This is a genomic window from Nonomuraea sp. NPDC026600 (genome assembly GCF_040638335.1).
Classification (GTDB): Bacteria; Actinomycetota; Actinomycetes; order Streptosporangiales; family Streptosporangiaceae; genus Nonomuraea.
The window spans coordinates 46,533-64,762 of record NZ_JBEZYD010000040.1 but is presented as its reverse complement, the minus strand read 5'-3'; the positions used below and the strand labels follow the sequence as shown (position 1 = coordinate 64,762).

The 18,230-nt window shown below is 70.6% G+C and carries 19 protein-coding genes; 16 read left to right on the top strand and 3 right to left on the bottom strand.

Annotated features, from left to right (window positions below; all coding sequences use genetic code 11):
- Window positions 1-6: 6 nt before the first annotated feature.
- Genes AB0F17_RS53395 through AB0F17_RS53375 form a run of 5 tightly spaced genes read left to right on the top strand, consistent with a single transcriptional unit; the run spans window position 7 to window position 4,522 of the window.
- Window positions 7-900, top strand: a complete 894-nt coding sequence (locus AB0F17_RS53395; protein WP_358040781.1) for a dihydrodipicolinate synthase family protein — start codon at window positions 7-9, stop codon at window positions 898-900.
- Window positions 897-1,907, top strand: a complete 1,011-nt coding sequence (locus AB0F17_RS53390) for a proline racemase family protein (protein WP_358040778.1) — start codon at window positions 897-899, stop codon at window positions 1,905-1,907. The genes AB0F17_RS53395 and AB0F17_RS53390 overlap by 4 nt, the downstream gene beginning before the upstream one ends.
- The gene (locus AB0F17_RS53385) at window positions 1,904-2,869 is read left to right on the top strand and encodes a proline racemase family protein (protein WP_358040775.1); all 966 of its coding nucleotides are present in this window, start codon (window positions 1,904-1,906) and stop codon (window positions 2,867-2,869) included. Before AB0F17_RS53390 ends, AB0F17_RS53385 begins: the two co-directional genes overlap by 4 nt.
- Window positions 2,866-3,804, top strand: coding sequence for an ornithine cyclodeaminase family protein (locus AB0F17_RS53380; RefSeq protein ID WP_358040772.1), 939 nt, complete (start codon window positions 2,866-2,868; stop codon window positions 3,802-3,804). The genes AB0F17_RS53385 and AB0F17_RS53380 overlap by 4 nt, the downstream gene beginning before the upstream one ends.
- A gap of 46 nt (window positions 3,805-3,850) precedes the next feature.
- Window positions 3,851-4,522, top strand: coding sequence for a GntR family transcriptional regulator (locus AB0F17_RS53375; RefSeq protein ID WP_358040769.1), 672 nt, complete (start codon window positions 3,851-3,853; stop codon window positions 4,520-4,522).
- Window positions 4,523-4,571: 49 nt separating this feature from the next.
- Here AB0F17_RS53375 and AB0F17_RS53370 read toward each other — a convergent pair whose 3' ends face one another.
- From AB0F17_RS53370 to AB0F17_RS53360, 3 genes are all read right to left on the bottom strand, one after another.
- Window positions 4,572-5,483 (bottom strand): EamA family transporter, encoded by a 912-nt coding sequence (locus AB0F17_RS53370; RefSeq protein ID WP_358040766.1) that lies wholly within the window; start codon window positions 5,481-5,483, stop codon window positions 4,572-4,574.
- A 145-nt stretch (window positions 5,484-5,628) separates the two neighbouring features.
- Window positions 5,629-6,396 (bottom strand): ABC transporter permease, encoded by a 768-nt coding sequence (locus tag AB0F17_RS53365; protein ID WP_358040764.1) that lies wholly within the window; start codon window positions 6,394-6,396, stop codon window positions 5,629-5,631.
- Complete coding sequence (locus AB0F17_RS53360) at window positions 6,393-7,301, bottom strand: ABC transporter ATP-binding protein (protein ID WP_358040761.1); 909 nt, start codon at window positions 7,299-7,301, stop codon at window positions 6,393-6,395. The genes AB0F17_RS53365 and AB0F17_RS53360 overlap by 4 nt, the downstream gene beginning before the upstream one ends.
- Window positions 7,302-7,470: 169 nt before the next feature.
- Here AB0F17_RS53360 and AB0F17_RS53355 point away from each other — a divergent pair, with 169 nt between their 5' ends.
- The 11 genes from AB0F17_RS53355 (at window position 7,471) to AB0F17_RS53305 (ending at window position 18,199) form a co-directional block, all read left to right on the top strand.
- The gene (locus AB0F17_RS53355) at window positions 7,471-8,247 is read left to right on the top strand and encodes a VOC family protein (RefSeq protein ID WP_358040758.1); all 777 of its coding nucleotides are present in this window, start codon (window positions 7,471-7,473) and stop codon (window positions 8,245-8,247) included.
- A 92-nt stretch (window positions 8,248-8,339) separates the two neighbouring features.
- Entirely contained in the window at window positions 8,340-9,563 is a 1,224-nt protein-coding gene (locus tag AB0F17_RS53350; RefSeq protein ID WP_358040755.1) for a multidrug effflux MFS transporter, read from the top strand.
- A gap of 91 nt (window positions 9,564-9,654) precedes the next feature.
- Window positions 9,655-10,368: a metalloregulator ArsR/SmtB family transcription factor gene (locus AB0F17_RS53345; RefSeq protein WP_358040938.1), complete on the top strand. Its 714-nt coding sequence runs from the start codon at window positions 9,655-9,657 to the stop codon at window positions 10,366-10,368.
- Window positions 10,365-11,777: a Fe-S cluster assembly protein SufB gene (gene sufB, locus AB0F17_RS53340; protein WP_358040753.1), complete on the top strand. Its 1,413-nt coding sequence runs from the start codon at window positions 10,365-10,367 to the stop codon at window positions 11,775-11,777. Before AB0F17_RS53345 ends, sufB begins: the two co-directional genes overlap by 4 nt.
- Window positions 11,777-12,901, top strand: a complete 1,125-nt coding sequence (gene sufD / locus AB0F17_RS53335) for a Fe-S cluster assembly protein SufD (protein WP_358040750.1) — start codon at window positions 11,777-11,779, stop codon at window positions 12,899-12,901. Before sufB ends, sufD begins: the two co-directional genes overlap by 1 nt.
- Window positions 12,898-13,215, top strand: coding sequence for a non-heme iron oxygenase ferredoxin subunit (locus AB0F17_RS53330; RefSeq protein WP_214636280.1), 318 nt, complete (start codon window positions 12,898-12,900; stop codon window positions 13,213-13,215). Before sufD ends, AB0F17_RS53330 begins: the two co-directional genes overlap by 4 nt.
- Before the next feature lie 5 nt (window positions 13,216-13,220).
- The gene (gene sufC / locus AB0F17_RS53325; RefSeq protein WP_358040747.1) at window positions 13,221-13,967 is read left to right on the top strand and encodes a Fe-S cluster assembly ATPase SufC; all 747 of its coding nucleotides are present in this window, start codon (window positions 13,221-13,223) and stop codon (window positions 13,965-13,967) included.
- Window positions 13,964-15,226, top strand: coding sequence for a cysteine desulfurase (locus AB0F17_RS53320; RefSeq protein ID WP_358040744.1), 1,263 nt, complete (start codon window positions 13,964-13,966; stop codon window positions 15,224-15,226). Before sufC ends, AB0F17_RS53320 begins: the two co-directional genes overlap by 4 nt.
- 2 nt (window positions 15,227-15,228) lie before the next feature.
- Window positions 15,229-15,669, top strand: a complete 441-nt coding sequence (sufU, locus tag AB0F17_RS53315; protein ID WP_214636282.1) for a Fe-S cluster assembly sulfur transfer protein SufU — start codon at window positions 15,229-15,231, stop codon at window positions 15,667-15,669.
- Window positions 15,666-16,025 carry a metal-sulfur cluster assembly factor gene (locus AB0F17_RS53310; RefSeq protein WP_358040740.1) on the top strand — a complete coding sequence of 120 codons (360 nt, stop codon included), beginning with the start codon at window positions 15,666-15,668 and terminating at the stop codon, window positions 16,023-16,025. The genes sufU and AB0F17_RS53310 overlap by 4 nt, the downstream gene beginning before the upstream one ends.
- Before the next feature lie 299 nt (window positions 16,026-16,324).
- Complete coding sequence (locus tag AB0F17_RS53305; RefSeq protein ID WP_358040738.1) at window positions 16,325-18,199, top strand: DEAD/DEAH box helicase; 1,875 nt, start codon at window positions 16,325-16,327, stop codon at window positions 18,197-18,199.
- Window positions 18,200-18,230 lie beyond the last annotated feature (31 nt).

The window sequence follows — 18,230 nt, the reverse complement described above, 5'->3', positions numbered from 1 at the left end:
ACTTTAATGACAAATCGCGCTAAGTCCTGGCACGGTGTCATGGTGGCCACGGCGCTCCCGCTGCACGCGGATCTGTCCGTCGACTTCGACGGCTATGCCGACCACTGCCGCTGGCTGGTCGAGAACGGCTGCGACGGCGTGGTCCCCAACGGATCGCTGGGCGAGTACCAGACGCTCACTCCCGAGGAGCGGACCAAGGTCGTGGAGACGGCCGTCGAAGCGGTCGGCGGGCCGAACGTGATGGCGGGCGCCGCCGCGTACGGCGCGGCGGAGTCGCGGCGCTGGGCCGAGCAGGCGGGCGCGGCCGGCTGCGGCTCGGTGCTGCTGCTGCCGCCCAACACCTACCGGGCCGACGATCGGTCCGTGATCGCGCACTACCGCGAGGTGGCCAAGGCCGGGGTGCCGATCGTGGCCTACAACAACCCGTACGACACCAAGGTGGACCTGACGCCCGCGCTGCTCGCGACCCTGTACGGCGAGGGTCTGATCGTGGCCGTGAAGGAGTTCAGCGGCGATCCGCGCCGGCCTTACGAGCTCGCCGAGCTGGCCCCGGGGCTCGACGTGCTGATCGGGTCCGACGACGTGCTGCTGGAGCTGGCGGTGGCCGGAGCCGTCGGCTGGGTCGCCGGCTACCCCAACGCGCTGCCCGCCTCCAGCGTCGCCCTCTACCGGGCCGCGCTGGCCGGTGACCTCGACACCGCGCTGCCGCTGTACCGCACGCTCCACCCGCTGCTGCGCTGGGACTCCAAGACGGAGTTCGTGCAGGCCATCAAGCTGTCGATGGACCTCGCGGGCCGTCACGGCGGGCCCTGCCGCCTGCCGCGCGTGCCGCTGACGGAGGAGCAGGCGGCGGCCGTACGCGGTGCGACCGAGAAGGCGCTCGCGGAGGGTCTGCGATGAGGACGAAGCGGGTCTTCCACGCCGTCGACTCGCACACCGAGGGCATGCCGACCCGCGTGATCACCGGCGGCGTGGGCGTGATCCCCGGCGCGAGCATGGCCGAGCGGCGCGTCTACTTCCGCGACCACCTCGACCACATCCGCCGGCTGCTGATGAACGAGCCGCGCGGCCACGCCGCCATGAGCGGCGCCATCCTGCAGCCGCCGACCAGGCCCGACGCCGACTGGGGCGTGCTGTTCATCGAGGTGTCCGGGCTGCTGCCGATGTGCGGCCACGGCACCATCGGCGTGGCGACCGTGCTGGTGGAGACCGGCATGGTGGAGGTCGTCGAGCCGGTCACCACCGTGCGCCTGGAGGTGCCCGCCGGGCTCGTCGAGGTGGACGTGGCCGTCGAGGACGGCATGGCCATGGCGGTGACGCTGCGCAACGTACCCGGCTACTGCGACAGGCTCGACGCCGTCGTCACCGTGCCGGGCTTCGGCGACATCCGCTACGACCTGGCGTACGGCGGCAACTTCTACGCGATCGTCGACCTCGACGACTACGGCCTGCCCTTCGACCGCAAGGCCAAGAACGAGATCCTCGCCGCCGGGCTGGCCACGATGGCGGCCATCGACGCCGCCGACGAGCCCGTGCACCCCGAGGACGACCGCATCCGCGGCTGCCACCACGTCTACTTCGCCGCGCCGGGCTCCGACGCCCACCACTCGCGGCACGCGATGGCCATCTACCCGGGCTGGTTCGACCGCTCGCCCTGCGGCACCGGCACCAGCGCCCGCATGGCCCAGTTGCACGCCCGCGGCGAGCTGCCGGTGGGCCCGGACGGCTGGGACTTCGTCAACGAGTCGTTCATCGGCACCCGGTTCGTCGGCCGGCTGCTGGGGGAGACCACCGTCGGCGGTCGGCCCGCGGTCGTGCCCGCCATCACCGGCCGCGCCTGGGTCACCGGCACCGCCCAGTACTTCCTCGACCCGCGCGATCCGTTCCCCGAGGGGTTCGAGCTATGAGCGTCACCACGGTCGACTACCACACCGCGGGCGAGCCGTTCAGGATCGTCACCGGGGGCGCCCCCGACCTGCCCGGCGCCACCGTGCTCGAACGCCGCGCCGCCGCACCCAGCGGACCGGCCGAGCAGGTGCGGCGGCTGCTCTGCCACGAGCCGCGCGGCCACGCCGACATGTACGGCTGCTTCCTGGTCCCGCCGGACGACCCCGGCGCCCACTTCGGCGCGCTGTTCTGGCACAAGGACGGCTACTCCACCGCCTGCGGCCACGGCACGATCGCCCTCGGCGTGCACGCCGTCCGTGAGGGCCTGGTCGAGGCGGACCCCGGCGGCGAGACGGACGTGGTCGTCGACGTGCCGTCCGGCCGCGTCACGGCCCGCGTCCGCGGCTCGCGGGACCGCGTCGAGTCGGTCACCTTCATCAACGTCCCGTCGTACGTCATCGCCCGCGCCGTCCCCGCCGCCGGCGTCAAGGTCGACCTCTCCTACGGCGGCGCCATCTACGCCGCGCTGCCCGCCTCGGCCGTCGGCCTGTCCGTCGAGGCCGCGAACCTTCCCGAGCTCATCGGCCACGCCCGCCGCATCAAGGCCGCCCTGCTGGGCCACCCGGCCACGCGGCACCCGGCGGACGACCGGCTCTCCGGCGTCTACGGGGTGATCTTCTACGAGGACGTCCCGGGGGACGGCCTGCGCCAGCGCAACGTGACCGTGTTCGCCGACGGCGAGGTGGACCGGTCGCCGTGCGGCTCCGGCACGGCCGCGCGGCTCGCCCTGCTGTACGCCGACGGCCACCAGGGTCCGCTGATCCACACCGGCATCGCGGGCGGCACGTTCGTCGCCACCGTGGGGAAGGTCACCGACCAGGGCGTCGTCGCCGAGATCGAGGGCATGGCCTACCGCACCGGCAGGCACACCTTCGAGCTCGACCCCGAAGACCCCCTCGGCACCGGGTTCGTGCTCCGGTGAGCCCGCTGCCCTATCTCGACGCCGCCACCATCGAGCGGCTGGTGCCCGTGGCGCGGGCCGTACGGATCCTGGAAGAAGCCCTGCGAGCCGGGCTCGATCCGGAGCAGACGCCGCTGCGGCCGGTCGTCGAGCTGCCCGCCGGGCAGCTCCTGCTGATGCCCGCCGCCGCGGGACGCTACGCGGGCGTGAAGGCCGTCACCGTCGCGCCCGGCAACGCCGCGCGCGGGCTGCCCCGCGTCCAGGGCACGTACCTGCTGCTCGACGGCGACACCCTGGCCCCGCTGGCCGCCATGGACGGCGTCGCGCTCACCTCGCTGCGCACCCCGGCGGTCTCGGCGCTGGCCGTCACGCACCTGGCCGAGCCGGAGGCCCGCACCCTGGTGGTGTTCGGCACCGGCCCGCAGGCGTGGGGGCACATCCTCGCGCTGAGCGCGGTCCGGCCCGTCGAGCGGGTCACGGTCGTCGGCCGCGACCGCGACCGCGCCGAGGAGCTCGCCGCCCGCTGCCGCGAGCACGGCCTGCCGGCTCTGGCCGAGCACGGCCAGGCCCCCGACCTGCGTGCCGTGGCCGAGGCGGACCTGATCGCCTGCTGCACCACGGCCAGGGAACCGCTGTTCCCCGGCAAGCTGGTCCGCGACGGCGCCACGGTCGTCGCGGTCGGATCGCACGAGCCCGACGCCCGTGAGCTGGACGGCGACCTCCTGGCCCGCGCCACCGTCGTGGTCGAGGCCAGGTCGGCGGCGCTGGCCGAGGCGGGGGATGTGGTCATCCCGGTGTGCCAAGGTACGATCACCACCGGTCACCTCGCCGGGAACCTCGCCGACCTCATCGCCGGCCGGGTGCCCACGGGTGCCGGTCCCCGCGTGTTCAAGAGCACCGGGATGGCGTGGGAGGACCTGGTGGTCGCCGCCGCCGCGTACGAGGCGTGGGCCTAGCGGGGCGTTCCCAGCGGGCGTGTACTGAGAGTGAGGGGATGGCCGGATGGCTGCCGAGAACCGGCTCGACCTGCCGATGGTGGGCGAGCGGCAGAGCTTGCGCGAGCAGGTCGCGCACGCGCTCCGTGCCGCGCTGATCACCGGCGAGATGCGCCCGGGGGTGGTCTACTCCGCGCCGGTGCTGGCCGCGCAGTTCGGCGTCTCCGCGACGCCCGTCCGTGAGGCCATGCTCGACCTGGCCAAGGAAGGGCTGGTCGAGGCGGTGCGCAACAAGGGCTTCCGGGTCACCGAGCTGTCCGACCGCGATCTCGACGAGCTCACCGAGATCCGGCAGCTCATCGAGGTGCCCACCGTGACCCGCCTGGCCGACGCCTCGCGCGCCGAGGAGTTCGAACGGCTCAGGCCCGTCGCCGAGGAGATCGTCGCCGCGGCCGAGCGGGGCGACCTGCTCGGCTACGTGGACGCCGACCTGCGCTTCCACGTGGAGCTGCTGACCCTGTCGGGCAACGCCCACCTGGTCGAGGTGGTCAAGGACCTGCGCAACCGGGCCCGGCTCTACGGCCTGTCGCAGCTGTCGGAGCGCGGCACGCTGTCGGACTCGGCCCGCGAGCACGTCGCGCTGCTCGACGCGCTCAAGGCCGGCGACACCACGGCGGCCCGCACCATCATGTCCGAGCACATCCAGCACGTCCGCGGCATCTGGGCCGACCCGCGCTGATCACGCGCGCGGGCGCCTGGGGCCGACTCGCGCTGATCACGCTCGGGGGTCACTTCATGGCGCGCGTGGTCCCCAGGCTGGCGGCCACGATGCAGATGATCGCCGCCCACTGCTGCGCGTGCAGCATCTCGCCCAGCACCACCACACCGACCAGGGCGGCCATCGCGGGCTCCAGACTCATCAGGATGCCGAACACGTGCTTCGGCATCCGGCGCAGCGCCTGCAGCTCCAGCGAGTACGGGATCACCGACGACAGCAGCCCCACACCCAGCCCGACCAGCAGCAACTGCGGCTGGAGCAGGTCGCCGCCACCTGACGCGATGCCCACCGGCGCGATCACGATGGCCGACACGATCATCGCGAACGACAGCCCGGTCGTGCCGGGGAAGCGCCGCCCGACCGAGGCCGACAGCAGGATGTAGGCGGCCCAGCACGCGCCGGCCGCCATCGCGAGCCCGATGCCGACCCAGCTCATCGACGCCGACTGGCCCCACGGCGCGAGCAGCGCCACGCCCGCCGCCGCCAGGCCGATCCACAGCAGGTCGAGCCGGCGCCTGGACGCCGCGACCGCCACGCCCAGCGGCCCGAGGAACTCGATCGCCACCGCGATGCCCAGCGGCAGCCGCGCGATCGCCTCGTAGAAGGTGAGGTTCATGACCGCCAGCGTCACGCCGAAGCCGAGCCCGACCCCCAGGTCACGCCACGACATCCCCTTCAGCTTGGGCCTGGCCACCGCGCCCATGATCAGCGCACCCGCCCCGATGCGCAGGAACACCACCGCGCTCGGCGGCAGCGACGCGAACAGCTCCTTGGCGAAGCCCGCCCCGAGCTGCACCGAGAAGATCGCCAGCAGCACCAGCCCGGACGGCGGGACGGAGTCGGCGGCGGCACGCAGCACACTGCCGGGTTTGGGAAGCCCCGATCCGCGGTCGAAAGGATCATCCAGGGCGAACGCGGTCACGGCACTCCTCGGTAGGTCGGCTGGCGGTTAGAACGGTACCGAGGCAGGCCGACATTCCCCCACTAAGGGGGTACTAATCCGCACTAAGTGATCGAAATCGACAATTCGACCATGGAATCATGACCGCACCCCCGCCTCCCTCTGCTCACTCCCAGCGGAACGTACGCGAGGCCAGGCCCAGGGACAGCACCGCCCAGGCGGCCAGCACCGCCAGCGCCCCCAGCGGCAGGGCCGCGCCCCCGGCGAGCACCGAACGCAGCCCGTGGGTCAGCGCCGAGATCGGCAGCAGCTCCAGAACCGGCCGCACCCCGGCGGGGAACTTGTCCAAGGGGAAGATCACCCCGCCCGCGCCGAGCAGCACCAGGTAGACCAGGTTGGCCGCGGCCAGCGTCGCCTCGGCCCGCAGCAGGCCCGCCATGAGCAGCCCCAGCCCGCTGAACGCCGCCGTGCCCAGCAGCACGAGCAGCACCGCGGCCACCGGCGAGCCCTGGGGGCGCCAGCCGAGCGCCAGCGCCACCGCCACGAGCACGACGACCTGGACGCTCTCCACCGCGAGCACGGCCACCGTCTTGGCCAGCAACAGCCCGGCCCTGGACAGCGGCGTCGCGCCGAGCCGCTTCAGCACGCCGTAGCGGCGCTCGAAGCCCGTCGCGATCGCCTGCCCGGTGAACGCCGTCGACATGATCGCCAGCGCGAGCACGCCCGGCGCGAGGAAGTCGATCCGCCGGCCCCCGCCGATGTCGATCAGCGGGGCCAGGGAGAACCCGACGAGCAGCAGCACCGGGATGATCAACGTCAGCAGCAGCTGCTCGCCGTTGCGCAGCGTCTGGCGCGTCTCGGCCGCCGCCTGCGCCAGCACCATGCGCGCGAACGGCGCCGCCGCCGGGGCGGGGGTGAAGTCGAGCGTGGTCATCGCAGCTCCCTGCCGGTCAGCTCCAGGAAGACGTCTTCGAGCGTACGGCGCTCGATGCTCAGGTCGGCGGCCATGACGCCCTCGGCGGCGCACCAGGTCGTCACGGTCGCCAGCAGCTCCGGGCCCACCTGGCCCTCGATGATGTAGTGCCCCGCGGGCGACTCCTTGGCGGCGCTGCCGCCGGGCAACGCGTTGAGCAGCTCGTCCAGCGAGAGCCCCGGCCGGGCCCTGAAGCGCAGCTGGCGCTCGGCCCCGGTCAGCGACTCCGGGCTGCCCTCGGCCACCACCTGGCCCCGATCGATGATCACCACATGGTCGGCCAGGCGTTCGGCCTCGTCCATGTGGTGGGTGGTGAGCACCACCGAGACCCCCGCGGCCCGCAGCTCGCCCACCAGATCCCAGCAGGCGTGCCTGGCCTGCGGGTCGAGCCCGGCCGTCGGCTCGTCGAGGAAGATCAGCTCCGGCCGGCCGATGACCGCCGCGGCCAGGGAGAGCCGCTGCTGCTGGCCCCCCGACAGCCGGCGGTAAGGGGTGCGGGCGTGCTCGGCCAGGCCGAGACGTACCAGCAGTGCGGAGGCGTCGAGCGGATGGGCGTAGAAGCGCGAGACCAGGCGGAGGAACTCCCCGCAGCGCATCGCGGGCGGCACGCCGCCCGCCTGGAGCATGACGCCCACCCGGGGCCGCAGCGCGGGCCGGTCGGGCGGCAGGCCCAGCACCCGCACCGTGCCGGCGTCGGCCGTCCGGAACCCCTCGCAGATCTCGACCGTGGACGTCTTGCCGGCGCCGTTGGGCCCGAGCACGGCGGTGACCGCGCCACGCTCGGCGCGCAGCGACAGGCCGTCGACGGCGGTGCTGCCGCCGTAACGCTTGACCAGGTCGATGAGCTCGACGGCTGGGGATTCCATGGCCACGAGTTTAGGGACTGCCGGAGACGGTTCGCCTGGCAACCCTGCCCGGTGCCCCGCGAGGCCGGATCTTGGCCGGATATGGACAGCTGTTGACCCGGCCATTTCTCGGAAAGTCCCCACCAGGAGTGAAAGTCTGAGAGTGACGTCCACATCACAGGATGTTGCCATGTCACAACGCAGTGGCTATGCGCCCGGCGTTCCATGCTGGGTGGATCTGTCGAGCACCGACGTCGAGGCGTCCGTCCGCTTCTACGACGAGGTCTTCGGCTGGCGGGCGGAGATGATCGACGACCCGGCGGCCGGGGGCTACGGCCAGTTCACCTACGACGGCAAGAAGGTCGGCGGCGTGGGCCCCGTCTTCGGTGAGGGCATGCCCGCGACCTGGAACACCTACGTCGCCACCGAAGACGCCGCCGCCACCGCCGACCGGGTCAAGAACGCGGGCGGGACCGTCGTCATGGAGCCCATGCAGGTGTTCGAGGAAGGCACCATGGCCGTCTTCCAGTCGCCCGACGGGTCGTTCGTCTCGATCTGGGAAGCCGGTCGGCACAACGGCGCCGAACTGGTCAACGAGCCGGTCTCCTTCTGCTGGAACGAGCTCGTCACCCGCGACGTCGCCACCGCGGAGCGCTTCTACTCGGCCGTCTTCGGCTGGACCCCGCACCTTCAGGAGATGGAGGGCGTGAAGTACACCGAATGGCACAGCGGGGAGACGAGCATCGCCGGCATGATCGAGATGGCGCCGCAGTACCCGCCCGAGACGCCGTCCCACTGGATGACGTACTTCGCCGTCGCCGACCTCGACGCCACCGTCGCCGCGGCCGAGCGCGCGGGGGCCACGATCCTCGTCGGCGCCATGGACGCGCCTCCGGGACGGTTCGCGATGCTCACCGACCCGCAGGGAGCGGCACTGTCCGTGATCCAACTCCGCGAAATCAGTTAAACATCCCATAATCGGGAATCTGGCAGACCGGATCTTGGTTACACCCCTCGGCCCTCGTGGGTCACACGCCTGCGAGGGAGAGGGGTTCACGCATGTCCGTGGCAGAAGCCACGCCAGTCATCACGTCACCTGTAGTCAAGGAAAACCGCCGCGGACTTCTGCTGATCGTCCTGGGAGCGCTGTCGGCCATCGGCCCGCTCTCGATCGACATGTACCTGCCCGCGCTGCCCGCCATCACCGGCGAACTGCTCAGCACCCCCGCGCAGGTACAACTGACGCTGACCGCCTGCCTCATCGGCGTCTCCGTCGGCCAGGTGGTCGCCGGACCGGTGAGCGACGTGCGTGGCCGGCGGCTGCCGCTGATCGTGGGCGTGGCCGGGTACGCGCTCGCCTCACTCCTGTGCGCCTTCGCCCCCTCGGTGCCCGTGCTCATCGTGTTCCGCCTGCTGCAGGGCATCCTCGGCGGCGCGGTCCTGGTCATCGTCCGGGCCGTCGTCCGCGACCTCTACGACGGCGCCGCCATCGCGCGCATCTTCGCCACGCTCATGCTCGTCAGCGGCCTCGCGCCGATCCTGGCCCCGATCGCGGGCGCGCAACTGCTCGCCTTCACCTCCTGGCGCGGCGTGTTCGTCTCGCTGAGCATCGCCGGGGTCGTGCTGCTCGTGGCCATGCTCGGCGGGGTCCGCGAGACGCTGCCCGCGCACCAGCGGGAGAGCGGTGGCCTCAGGCACACCGTGCGCGTCTTCTGGCGGCTGCTGCGCGATCGCTCGTTCATGGGCGGCGCGCTGACCGCAGGGCTGGCCTTCGCCGCCATGTTCGGCTACATCTCCGGCTCGCCGTTCGTGCTGCAGGAGGTGTACCACGCCACCCCGCAGCAGTATTCGCTCATCTTCGGCCTCAACGCGCTCGGCCTGACCCTCATGGCCCAGGTCGGCGGGCGGCTCTCGGGGCGGGTGGCGCCGGCCCGCCTGGTGGTCACCGGTCTGTGCGTGGCCCTGGCCGGCGGGGCGCTGCTGCTGGCCGCCGCCGTTCTCGATCTGGGCCTGGCGGGCATCGTCGCCGCGCTGTTCGTTATCATGTGCGGCCAGGGCCTGGTGCTTCCGGGCACCGGTGCGCTGGCCCTGGCCAGCCAGCCGCAGCAGATCGCGGGCAGTGCCTCCGCCCTGCTCGGCGTGCTCCAGTTCGCGCTGGGCGCCTTGGCCGCGCCGCTGGTCGGTTTGGTGGGCGCGGGCACGGCAGTGCCGATGGCCTCGGTGATGCTGGCGCTCATCGCCTGCTCGGCGGTGGCGTTCCTGGTCGTCGGCCGAGTTAGGTAAGCCTACCCTGCGTGAGAAATTCCATTCCCCGTCTTCCTGGATCCATTTGTGAAGAGGGAAGGAATTACGGCACACTGATGTTGTGAAAAACGTGCCCACGTCGATCGAGCCAGGACACGAGCGCGGCACCCGCGCCCGGGTCGCTCGGCTGATCCTTGAGCACGGTCCTGTCGCGGCGGCCGCGCTGGGCGAGCGGCTCGGGCTCACGCCCGCCGCCGTCCGCCGTCATCTTGACGCGCTGCTGACCGACGGGATGATCGAGCCTCGTACTGTACGGCCGCGCGGACAGCGCGGACGAGGGCGACCGGCCAAGCTGTTCGCCATCACCGACGCGGGGCGCAGTGCCTTCGAGCACGCCTATGACGACCTGGCCGGCAGCGCGCTGCGTTTCCTGGCCGAGCGCGTGGGCGAAGAGGCAGTGACCGACTTCGCACGTTCGCAGGTGGCCGGCCTGGTGCGGCGGCTGGAGCCGGTCATGCTGACGGTGCCGGCCGACCAGCGCGTACAGGTGCTGGCGCAGGCGCTGTCGGCGGAGGGATACGCCGCCTCGGCCACCAAGGCCAAGTCGGGCGGCGACCAGCTCTGCCAGCACCACTGCCCGGTGGCGCACGTGGCGGCGGAGTTCCCGCAGCTGTGTGAGGCCGAGACAGAGGCGTTCGCGCAACTGCTCGGCACCCCGGTGCAGCGCCTGGCCACGATCGCGCACGGCGACGGGGTCTGCACCACCCATGTGAGCCCGCACGCGCTGGGCCTTGCAACGAGCAGGGCCACCCATAGCGACAAAAGCAAGGAGACCGGAAGGTGACTGTCACCGACCGCCCGGAGCTGGAAGGCCTCGGGAATTACAAGTTCGGCTGGTCCGACTCGGATGCCGCAGGAGCGGTGGCCAAGCGCGGCCTGTCGGAGGAGGTCGTGCGCAACATCTCCGCGCTCAAGAACGAGCCGGAGTGGATGCTCGACCTTCGCCTGAAGGGCCTCCGCCTGTTCGGCAAGAAGCCCCTGCCCACCTGGGGTTCCGACCTCACGGGCATCGACTTCGACAACATCAAATACTTCGTGCGCTCGACCGAGAAGCAGGCCGCTTCCTGGGACGAGCTGCCCGACGACATCAAGAACACCTATGACAGGCTCGGCATCCCCGAGGCGGAGAAGCAGCGTCTCATCGCCGGTGTCGCCGCCCAGTACGAATCCGAGGTCGTCTACCACAAGATCCGTGAGGACCTCGAGGAGAAGGGCGTCATCTTCGTCGACACCGACACGGGCCTGAGGGAGCACGAGGAGCTCTTCAAGGAGTACTTCGGCTCGGTCATCCCGGTCGGCGACAACAAGTTCGCCGCGCTCAACAGCTCCGTGTGGTCCGGTGGCTCGTTCATCTACGTGCCGCCGAACATCGAGGTCGAGATCCCCCTTCAGGCCTACTTCCGGATCAACACCGAGAACATGGGCCAGTTCGAGCGGACGCTGATCATCGTCGACGAGGGCAGCTACGTCCACTACGTCGAGGGCTGCACCGCGCCGATCTACTCCTCCGACTCGCTGCACTCCGCGGTCGTCGAGATCATCGTGAAGAAGAACGCCCGCTGCCGTTACACGACCATCCAGAACTGGTCCAACAACGTCTACAACCTGGTCACCAAGCGCGCCGTCGCCTACGAGGGCGCGACCATGGAGTGGATCGACGGCAACATCGGCTCCAAGGTCACCATGAAGTACCCGGCCGTCTACCTGATGGGCGAGCACGCCAAGGGTGAGACGCTGAGCGTCGCCTTCGCGGGCGAGGGCCAGCACCAGGACGCCGGTTCCAAGATGGTGCACCTGGCTCCGCACACGAGCTCCACCGTCATCTCCAAGTCGGTGGCGCGCGGCGGCGGCCGTACCTCCTACCGCGGTCTGGTCCAGATCGAGGAGGGCGCTCACGGCAGCGCCAGCACGGTCAAGTGCGACGCGCTCCTGGTCGACCAGATCAGCCGCTCCGACACCTACCCCTACGTCGACGTCCGCGAGGACGACGTCTCGATGGGTCACGAGGCCACGGTCTCCAAGGTGAGCGAGGACCAGCTGTTCTACCTCATGAGCCGCGGTCTCGGCGAGGACGAGGCGATGGCGATGATCGTGCGCGGCTTCGTCGAGCCGATCGCGCGCGAGCTCCCCATGGAGTACGCCCTCGAGCTGAACCGCCTCATCGAGCTGCAGATGGAAGGAGCCGTCGGCTGATGGGCCTGACCGAAAAGCCCTTGTCGACCCTGCACGAGAAGGCGTCCTACGCCCTGGACGACTTCGAGGTCCCGACGGGGCGCGAAGAGGCGTGGCGTTTCACGCCGCTCTCGCGCCTGAAGGGCCTGCACAGCGGCAAGGCGGAGATCACCGGGCGGGTGCTCACCCAGGCCTACATCCCGGCGGGCGTCACCGCCGAGTGGGTCGGGCGCGAGGACGCGCGCATCGGCAAGGCGTACGTGCCGGCTGACCGCGTCAGCGCGCAGGCCTACAACGCCTTCGAGAAGGCGCTGGTCGTGACCGTGCCCAAGGAGGCGGTGCCCGCCGAGGAGATCCGCATCGAGGTGCGCGGCGGCGGCAGCGACGGGGTCACCTACGGCCACATCGTGGTCGTGCTGGAGCCGCTGGCCGAGGCCGTGGTCGTCATCGAGCACCAGGGCAGCGCGGTCTACGCCGACAACATCGAGTTCGTCGTCGGCGACGGTGCCACGCTCAAGGTCGTCAGCCTGCAGGACTGGGACGACGACGCCGTGCACGTCTCCCACCACCACGCCCAGCTCGCCAAGGACGCCACGTTCAAGGGCTTCGTGGTGACCCTGGGCGGCGACCTGGTGCGCCTGTCGCCGAGCGTGTCCTACATCGGGCCGGGCGGCGACGCCGACCTGTCCGGTGTCTACTTCGTCGACGCGGGCCAGCACCTGGAGCACCGCCTCCTGGTCGACCACTCGCAGCCCCACTGCAAGAGCAACGTCGACTACCGCGGCGCCCTGCAGGGCGAGGACGCGCACGCCGTATGGATCGGCGATGTGATCATCAGGGTCGAGGCCGAGGGCACCGACACCTATGAGCTCAACCGCAACCTGATCCTCACCGACGGCGCCCGCGCCGACTCGGTGCCCAACCTGGAGATCCTCACCGGCGAGGTGGCCGGCGCCGGCCACGCCAGCGCCTCCGGGCGCCTCGACGACGAGCACATCTTCTACCTGCAGGCTCGCGGCATCCCCTTCGACGAGGCCCGCCGCCTGGTCATCAAGGGCTTCCTCGGCCAGCTCATCGAGAAGATCCAGGTGGCGGAGATCCGTGATCGCGTGCTGAACGCGGTGGAGGCGGAGCTCGCGCGATGAGTCTTGAGAAGGTGTGCAAGGTCGAGGACATCCCCGACGGCGGAGTGATCGGCGTGGAGGTGGGGGAGACCCCGGTCGCGCTGGTCCGCAAGGGCGGCGAGGTGTTCGCCCTGCACGACGTCTGCTCCCACGCCGAGGTGAAGCTCAGCGAGGGGGAGGTCTACGACGGCACACTCGAATGCTGGTTGCACGGCTCGTGCTTCGACGTCCGCTCCGGCAAACCCACCGGGCCGCCCGCCACCAGACCCGTGAACGTCTACACAGTCCAGATCGACGGCGACGACGTCCTCGTCTCGCTCTCGAAGGAGTCATAAAACACATGTCCACCCTTGAGATCCGTGACCTGAAGGTCGCCGTCGAGGACAAGGAAATCCTGCGCGGCGTCAACCTCACCGTGCAGTCGGGGAAGACCCACGCCATCATGGGGCCCAACGGCTCCGGCAAGTCCACCCTCGCCTACGCCATCGCCGGGCACCCCAAATACACCATCACCAGCGGCGAGGTGCTGCTCGACGGCGTCGACCTGCTGGAGCTGACCGTCGACGAGCGGGCCCGCGCCGGCCTGTTCCTCGCCATGCAGTACCCGGTCGAAGTCCCCGGCGTGTCGGTCTCCAACTTCCTGCGCACCGCGGTCACCTCGGTCCGCGGCGAGGCGCCCAAGCTGCGCCAGTTCGCCAAGGACCTCAAGAGCGGCATGGACGCGCTGTCCATCGACGCCGAGTTCGCCCAGCGCAACCTCAACGAGGGCTTCTCCGGCGGCGAGAAGAAGCGCCACGAGATCCTCCAGCTGGAGCTGCTCCAGCCGAAGATCGCGGTGCTCGACGAGACCGACTCCGGGCTCGACGTCGACGCGCTGCGCGTGGTGTCCGAGGGCATCAACCGCTTCCGCGCCTCGGGCGACACCGGCATCCTGCTGATCACGCACTACACCCGCATCCTGCGGTACGTGAAGCCCGACTTCGTGCACGTCTTCGCCGGTGGCAAGATCGTGGAGGAGGGCGGGCCGGAGCTGGCCGACAAGCTCGAGGCCGAGGGCTACGAGCAGTACACGAAGGCATCTGTATGACTTCCACCAGCTTGGACGTGGAGAGGATCAGGAAGGATTTCCCGGTTCTCTCCCGCGAGCTGCCCGGCGGGCGTCCGCTCGTCTATCTCGACTCGGGCAACTCCTCCCAGAAGCCCACCGCGGTCGTCGAGACCATGCGCGAGCACCTGGCGATGCACTACAGCAACGTCGGGCGTGCCATGCACGTGCTCGGCGCGGAGTCGACCGAGGCCTACGAGAGCGCGCGCGACAAGGTGGCCGAGTTCATCGGCGCCCCGTCGCGCGACGAGGTGATCTTCACCAAGAACGCCTCCGAGGCGCTCAACCTGGTCGCCTACTCCTTCGGCAACCCGGTCAACACCGACCCCCGCTTCACTCTCGGCCCCGGCGACGAGGTCGTCATCTCCGAGATGGAGCACCACTCCAACATCGTGCCGTGGCAGTTCCTGGTGCAGCGCACCGGCGCGACGCTCAAGTGGTTCGGTGTCACGGATGACGGTCGCCTCGATATTTCGGATATTTCAGGACTGATCACTGAGCGCACGAAGATCGTGTCGATCGCGCATCAGTCCAACGTGCTCGGCACCATCAACCCGGTGGCCGACGTGGTGCGCCGGGCCCGTGAGGTGGGCGCGCTGGTGATGCTCGACGCCTCCCAGTCGGTCCCGCACCACGCCGTGAACATGGCCGAGCTGGGCGCCGACTTCGTCGCCTTCACCGGCCACAAGATGGTCGGTCCCTCGGGCATCGGGGTGCTCTGGGGCCGGGCCGAGCTGCTCGACGCCATGCCCCCGTTCCTGGGCGGCGGCGAGATGATCGAGGCGGTCTGGATGGACCACTCGACGTACGCGCCGGTGCCGCACAAGTTCGAGGCGGGCACGCCGCCGATCGTCGAGGCCATCGGTCTCGGCGCGGCCGTCGACTACCTGACCGGCCTCGGCATGGAGGCCATCGAGGCGCACGAGCGCGGCCTGACGGCCTACGCGCTCGACGCGCTGCGCGAGGTGCCCACGCTGCGCCTGATCGGGCCCGACTCGCTCGACCAGCGGGGCGCCATCCTGTCGTTCACGCTCGGCGGCATCCACCCGCACGACGTCGGCCAGCTGCTCGACGACGAGTTCGGCATCGCCGTACGCGTCGGGCACCACTGCGCCCGGCCGCTCCACCTGAGGTTCGGAATACCGGCGACCACCCGGGCGTCGTTCTACCTGTACAACACCACGGCCGAGATCGACGCCCTGGTCCGCGGCCTCCATCATGTTCAGAAGGTGTTCGCATAGCCATGATCGGCGAGTCGATGTACCAGGAACTGATCCTGGAACACTACAAGCACCCGCAGGGGCGGGGGCTGCGTGACCCGTACGACGCCGAGGTTCACCACGTGAACCCCACATGCGGCGACGAGATCACGCTCCGGGTCAAGTTGGGCGACGGCGGCAAGATCGAGGACGTCTCCTACGACGGGCAGGGCTGTTCGATCAGCCAGGCCGCCGCCTCGGTGTTGCACGAGCTGACCACCGGCTCGACGGTCGAGGACACGCTGTCCGTGGTCGACGAGTTCACCCGCCTCATGCAAGGCAGGGGAAAGGTGGAGGCCGACGAGGACGTGCTCGGTGACGCGGTGGCGTTCGCGGGCGTGGCCAAGTTCCCCGCGCGCGTCAAGTGCGCGCTGCTGTCGTGGATGGCCTACAAGGACGCTGTTGTGAGGAGTGCTGCGCGATGAGCAAGCCGGTGGAGACGCCGACCGGGTTCGATGGTGAGGCCACCGTCGATGAGGTCATGGAGGCGCTCAAGGACGTCGTCGACCCCGAACTCGGCATCAACGTCGTCGATCTGGGCCTGATCTACGGGCTCAACCTCGACCCCGCCGATGGCGCCCGGCCGGTGGCCACCATCGACATGACGCTGACCAGCGCGGCCTGCCCGCTGACCGATGTCATCGAGGATCAGGCGCATTCCGCGCTCGAGGGCATGGTTTCCGATGTTAAGATCAATTGGGTCTGGCTCCCGCCGTGGGGACCGGACAAGATCACTGACGAAGGGCGCGAGCAGCTTCGTATGCTAGGCTTCAACGTCTGATCATTGCTGTACGGCTGGCATCTTGGTGTCAGCCGCTTCAGCCTGCCGAAGCCCGGGGAATACATGGTGTCTTCCCCGTGTTGGCAACACGTGCACCTGACGCACCGATGTGCGTTTCACGCCGCCTGCGGCCGGCAATTGGGTGCGCGTAGACGGCCCGTCCTCCGGGCCAGTCCCCACCCAGCGGATGCCGACCATCCGCGCCTCGCAATGAAAGTACGGCTCTGCCGTACGTCCCGGCTCGTCCTTTTCGCAGAAGTGACGCGCCACTCTGACTGAAAGGCACGAAGTTCGTGACCATGCTTGACGCTGTCCTGCCCGAGCTCAACGAGAGCACCCCCGAGCCGGGGCAGTCCGAATTCGAGCTGCTCGGCCTGCCGAAGCCGCTCGTCACCGGGCTGGCCAAGCAGGGCATAGCCAGCCCGTTCCCCATCCAGAGCGCGACGATCCCCGACGTCCTCACCGGCGCCAACGTGCTCGGCCGCGGCCAGACCGGCTCCGGCAAGACCCTCGCCTTCGGCCTGCCCCTCATGGCCCGCATCGCCGGCGTCCGGCCCACCCCGGGCCGCCCCCGCGCGATGATCCTCGTCCCCACCCGTGAGCTCGCGCTCCAGGTGCACGACGCCCTTGAGCCGCTCGGCCGGGGCCTCGGCCTGCGCATGAAGGTCATCGTCGGCGGCATGTCGATGGGCAAGCAGATCGAGGCGCTGCGCCGCGGCGTCGACGTCGTCATCGCCACCCCCGGCCGCCTGGGCGACCTCATCCGGCAGGGCGAGTGCTCGCTGGGCGACATCGAGGTCAGCGTCCTGGACGAGGCCGACCACATGTGCGACCTCGGCTTCTTCCCCGTCGTCACCGAGCTGCTCGCGCAGACCCCGGCCGACGGGCAGCGGCTGCTGTTCTCCGCCACGCTCGACGGCGACGTCGACAAGCTGGTGCGGCGCTTCCTCAAGGACCCGATCACGCACTCCGTGGCGCCCGCGACCTCCCCGGTCGAGCTCATGGAGCACCACGTGATCCAGGTGACCCGCGACGACAAGTTCGACGTCACCGCGGAGATCGCCAACCGCGAGGGCCGTACGATCATCTTCGTCCGCACCCAGCACGGCGTCGACCGGCTGTGCAAGCAGCTGGCCCGCGTCGGCATCAAGTCGGGCGGCCTGCACGGCGGCAAGCGCCAGAACCAGCGCACCCGCATCCTGGCCGAGTTCCGCGAGGGCTCCGTCAACGTGCTGGTCTGCACCGACGTGGCGGCGCGCGGCATCCACGTCGACAACATCAGCCTCGTGCTGCACGTCGACCCGCCGCAGGACCACAAGAGCTACCTGCACCGCGGTGGCCGCACCGCCCGCGCGGGCGAGAAGGGCACCGTCGTCACGCTGGTGCTGCCGAGCGAGCGCCGCTCGACCGACCAGCTCACCCGCAGGGCCGGGATCCACCCGTTCCGCCTCAAGGCCGAGCCGGGTAACCCGCGCCTGTCCGAGGTGACCGGCGCCCGCGTCCCGAGCGGCGAGCCCGTCCCCGTCTGGGAGCCCGACGTCCGCAAGCCGCTGCGCCCCCGCCGCGAAGGCGGCCACAGTGGCTCCGACCGTCGCGGGCGCCGTCCGCGCCGCGAGTTCGACGGTGAGCGCCGTCCGCGCCGCCACGAGGACGGCCAGCGCCCCTTCGTCGCGGGTGACGACCGGCGTCCCCGTCGCCACGACGGTGACGACCGCTACCCGCGCCGGCACGCCGAGGGCGGCGCGACTGAGCCCCGTACGACCGGCGACGACCGTAACAACGACCGCGGCCAGGCCGGTGGCTTCCGCGGCGGTGACCGTGGCCCGCGTGGCGGCGGCTATCGCTCGGACGACCGCGCACCCCGCTCGGACGCCCCGCGTGGCGGCTACCGCTCCGACGACCGTCAGAGCGGCCCCCGCTCCGACGACCGCCAGGGCGGCGGCTACCGTTCGAACGACCGTCAGGGCGGGTTCCGCTCGGACGACCGTCAGAGCGGCTTCCGTTCCGACGACCGTGGTCAGGGCGGCGGCTTCCGCTCGGACGACCGCGGCACCCGCGCTCCCGCTGGCGACCGTGGCCGTCCGGTCACGGCCGACCGCGACCGTCCCGTCCGCTCCGACGACCGTGGCAACGGTGGTTTCCGCAGCGGCACCAGCCGCCGCTTCGACCGCTGACACCGGCGGGTCACCGGTGACCCGCCGCTGA

Excerpts from the sequence above, each read along its gene's own strand:
- AB0F17_RS53395 (WP_358040781.1), top strand. The coding sequence starts at position 7 with ATGACAAATCGCGCTAAGTCCTGGCACGGTGTCATGGTGGCCACGGCG.
- AB0F17_RS53390 (WP_358040778.1), top strand. The coding sequence starts at position 897 with ATGAGGACGAAGCGGGTCTTCCACGCCGTCGACTCGCACACCGAGGGC.
- AB0F17_RS53385 (WP_358040775.1), top strand. The coding sequence starts at position 1,904 with ATGAGCGTCACCACGGTCGACTACCACACCGCGGGCGAGCCGTTCAGG.
- AB0F17_RS53375 (WP_358040769.1), top strand. The coding sequence starts at position 3,851 with ATGGCTGCCGAGAACCGGCTCGACCTGCCGATGGTGGGCGAGCGGCAG.
- AB0F17_RS53365 (WP_358040764.1), bottom strand. The coding sequence starts at position 6,396 with ATGACCACGCTCGACTTCACCCCCGCCCCGGCGGCGGCGCCGTTCGCG.
- AB0F17_RS53360 (WP_358040761.1), bottom strand. The coding sequence starts at position 7,301 with ATGGAATCCCCAGCCGTCGAGCTCATCGACCTGGTCAAGCGTTACGGC.
- AB0F17_RS53355 (WP_358040758.1), top strand. The coding sequence starts at position 7,471 with ATGTCACAACGCAGTGGCTATGCGCCCGGCGTTCCATGCTGGGTGGAT.
- AB0F17_RS53350 (WP_358040755.1), top strand. The coding sequence starts at position 8,340 with ATGTCCGTGGCAGAAGCCACGCCAGTCATCACGTCACCTGTAGTCAAG.
- sufD (WP_358040750.1), top strand. The coding sequence starts at position 11,777 with ATGGGCCTGACCGAAAAGCCCTTGTCGACCCTGCACGAGAAGGCGTCC.
- AB0F17_RS53330 (WP_214636280.1), top strand. The coding sequence starts at position 12,898 with ATGAGTCTTGAGAAGGTGTGCAAGGTCGAGGACATCCCCGACGGCGGA.
- sufC (WP_358040747.1), top strand. The coding sequence starts at position 13,221 with ATGTCCACCCTTGAGATCCGTGACCTGAAGGTCGCCGTCGAGGACAAG.
- AB0F17_RS53320 (WP_358040744.1), top strand. The coding sequence starts at position 13,964 with ATGACTTCCACCAGCTTGGACGTGGAGAGGATCAGGAAGGATTTCCCG.
- sufU (WP_214636282.1), top strand. The coding sequence starts at position 15,229 with ATGATCGGCGAGTCGATGTACCAGGAACTGATCCTGGAACACTACAAG.
- AB0F17_RS53310 (WP_358040740.1), top strand. The coding sequence starts at position 15,666 with ATGAGCAAGCCGGTGGAGACGCCGACCGGGTTCGATGGTGAGGCCACC.
- AB0F17_RS53305 (WP_358040738.1), top strand. The coding sequence starts at position 16,325 with ATGCTTGACGCTGTCCTGCCCGAGCTCAACGAGAGCACCCCCGAGCCG.